We start from the raw sequence: 2,787 nt of genomic DNA, 5'->3' as shown, positions 1-2,787 counted from the left end.
AGTAAGGCGCTACCGTTTGGTACGCACATAACAAACTGTTTAAGAGTGATTCGCAACGCGTGGCATTTTTACTATGCGTTGCGTTTAGTGTTTAAGTTGGTATGCGGCGGCTTTAGTATTGCGTTGCTCACACCTTAACAGGGCGTTATGTGAACGGTGATGTATGAGATTTAGCGACATTTTGGATATATTTGAGCGTGAGTTTAAGCCGCTCCTAGGTAAGTTTTGTAATTATAACCTTTCAGTGCAAGAAGCAATAGATACTCAAGATGATTACATTTGGCATCCTGGTGTTTATGTTTGGTTTCACCCGAAGGATGGTGTTTTAAGAGTAGGACGAAGCTTATCTAACTCGCGAAAAAGGTCTCTTGCGCACGTTGGGCATAACACTGGTGGCCTTATTAAGGAATATGCGCAGGATTCTGAGACGCGAATATTTTTATTCAACGTGAAAGATATTAGTGACTATCACTGGGTTGCTTCTCTTGAAATTTACTTTGAGAACGAGCTGAATCCAGTTTTGAAATCTGGGCGGCAAGGTTAACATAACAATAAATTTAAGCAGATTCGCAACGCTTGGCATTTTCGGTTTGAATCAACTTTAGTGTTTACGGCATAATGCTTTAGGTAAGATGGTGGCGTTGCTCACTACTTAATTTGGCGTTAGGTGAATTAATGGAATATCACTACACAAATAATGATAGATTGATGCAGCTAAACGACTTAAAAGGACATTTGACGCTTTTAATTGCTCATCTTCAACTAAACCATAACGATGCCAAGATAATTTCAATATACGAGCGTGCTTTGTTTGACGTAGATGAGCTGATTTGCAATGGTTTTAACCAAAATCAATTGTTGAATGTTAGTGATTCAATCCCAGATCTTTTTAATCGGCACAAAGATTGGGTACCTCCCTTAGAAGTTGGTTCTGATGGTAAATTGTCTGAGCCGCAATGGTTTTTAGCGTTAGAGAACTATCTTCAACCTGTTCTAAAAAGTGCAAGGGAAATAAAGGAGTTGGGTGCGCGATAATTCACCTAACAAATTGTTCAAGAGGGATTCGCAACGCGTGGCATTTTTACTATGCGTTGGTTTTGGTGATTAAGGTGGTATGCGGCGGCTTTGGTATTGCGTTGCTCACCCCTTAACAAGGCGTTAGCACACAGGTTCAACATTCGTGATTAAGGAAGAGGTAAATGTCTAAAGATGAAACGCTTCTACATTGTGGAAACTGCAATCAGAAGACGGCTCATAGAAGGCTAAGTAAATCGGAAGTGGAAGCTAAGCAGCGAGTGAAGAATAGTACCAAGTCTCGTATTCTAAATATTGTTTTTGGTGTTCTACTAGGCTCAAGGAAATCAGAATCGCAGGTTAGTTATTTCAGGTGCAAGGTTTGTAATGCGGATCATGATAGCAATGAAAGCATGCCTCACGGTTGGGGTTAGCCTAGCCATAATCCTATGTGCTAACAATAAATTTAAGCAGATTCGTAACGCTTGGCATTTTAGGTTTGAGTCAGCTTCAGTGTTTACGGCACAATGGTTTACGTAGTTGGTAGCGTTACTCACTACTTAATTTGGCGTTAGGGCTTACTACAAAAAATTCAAGGATGGCGAAATGGTAAGGTTTTATCTAGTTCTTACTTTGTTAGGTATATTGCTGCCGTATGGAGCGTTAGTTCCTTGGGTAGTAACCAATGGCTTAGATATTAGTCTTTTGCTCAGCGAAGCGGTGGCAAACCCCATTAGTATTATGGCTTGGCTTGATGTCTTGGTTGGTGCGATTGCTCTATTAGGTTTCATCTTAATGGACGGGCAAAGACATAAAGTGAAGTATCGATATTTTGCTGTGTTGGGAACCTTGTCAGTTGGCGTGTCGTTTGGGCTCCCAATGTATCTTTACTTTAAAGAAAAACAGTCCCTTCAGTCACAGCCCTAACAAGGCGTTTAAGAGGGATTCTCAACGCTTGGCATTTTTAGTTTGAATCGGCTTTAGTGTTTACAGCACAATGCTTTAGGTTTGGGTGGAGGCGTTGTTCACCCCTTAATTGGGCGTTATTATGTTTACTTGAAATTCAAAGGCTTAAAGTTCTTAGGCTCTAGTTCTTTGTCCCTTTGACAATTCGTCCCTAGTAGACTCAGCAAATCTGCATTGTCGGTCTAAGTTCTTGAATCACTCAGGCCGTAAAACATGCCAATATTCGTGGGTTGCTTCATTGTCAGGTCGTGGCGATCGGTTTCAGGTTTAACTGGCTCAAAGTCGCTTTTAGGTTCTTAGTCAATTAGCATTTCAGCTTGGCAGTTGCCTCGGCAATTTTCTCTTGTCTTGCGCTTTGGTTGGAAAGAAAGGGCGCTTGTTGAAAGATAGTCGGGTTGCCTCATTGGGCAGGGAAGTGGGCTTACTTGTTTGAGGTTGGTCGCCTTTGGCGGTGAAGTTAGTTTCTGCCTTGTGGTTTGCTTCAGAAAACTAGTCAGAAATAGCAGTTCTTTCTCAAGTAAATCAAGTGTTTGTGGTAAAACATAACAAGCAATTTAAGAGGGATTCACAACGCTTGGCATTTTTGTTTCTACTTCAAATTTAGTGTTTATGGCACAATGCTTTAGGCGTGGGTGGTAGCGTTGTTCACCCCTTAATTGGGCGTTAGCACACAGGTTCATAGTTCGTGATAAAGGAAGAGGTAAATGTCTAAGGATGAAACGCTTCTACATTGTGGAAACTGCAATCAGAAGACGGCTCATAGACGACTAAGTGCATCTGAAGTTGAAGCACAGCAGCGAGTGAAGA

3 protein-coding genes are annotated in these 2,787 nt (G+C 41.4%); all 3 read left to right on the top strand.

Features of this window, described 5'->3' with window-relative positions; translation table 11 throughout:
- Positions 1-163 precede the first annotated feature (163 nt).
- Positions 164-544, top strand: a complete 381-nt coding sequence (locus ELS82_RS24015) for a hypothetical protein (protein ID WP_134837655.1) — start codon at positions 164-166, stop codon at positions 542-544.
- Positions 545-675: 131 nt separating this feature from the next.
- Complete coding sequence (locus ELS82_RS24010; protein WP_134837654.1) at positions 676-1,035, top strand: hypothetical protein; 360 nt, start codon at positions 676-678, stop codon at positions 1,033-1,035.
- A 585-nt stretch (positions 1,036-1,620) separates the two neighbouring features.
- Positions 1,621-1,941, top strand: coding sequence for a DUF2834 domain-containing protein (locus ELS82_RS23995; protein ID WP_134837652.1), 321 nt, complete (start codon positions 1,621-1,623; stop codon positions 1,939-1,941).
- Positions 1,942-2,787 lie beyond the last annotated feature (846 nt).

The organism is Vibrio ouci (genome assembly GCF_004551525.1).
GTDB classification, from domain to species: Bacteria; Pseudomonadota; Gammaproteobacteria; order Enterobacterales; family Vibrionaceae; genus Vibrio; species Vibrio ouci.
This window is presented reverse-complemented; position numbering and strand designations above follow the sequence as displayed.

What these genes read in the sequence shown, in the direction of transcription:
- ELS82_RS24015 (WP_134837655.1), top strand. Translation starts at nt 164, where the DNA reads ATGAGATTTAGCGACATTTTGGATATATTTGAGCGTGAGTTTAAGCCG.
- ELS82_RS24010 (WP_134837654.1), top strand. Translation starts at nt 676, where the DNA reads ATGGAATATCACTACACAAATAATGATAGATTGATGCAGCTAAACGAC.
- ELS82_RS23995 (WP_134837652.1), top strand. Translation starts at nt 1,621, where the DNA reads ATGGTAAGGTTTTATCTAGTTCTTACTTTGTTAGGTATATTGCTGCCG.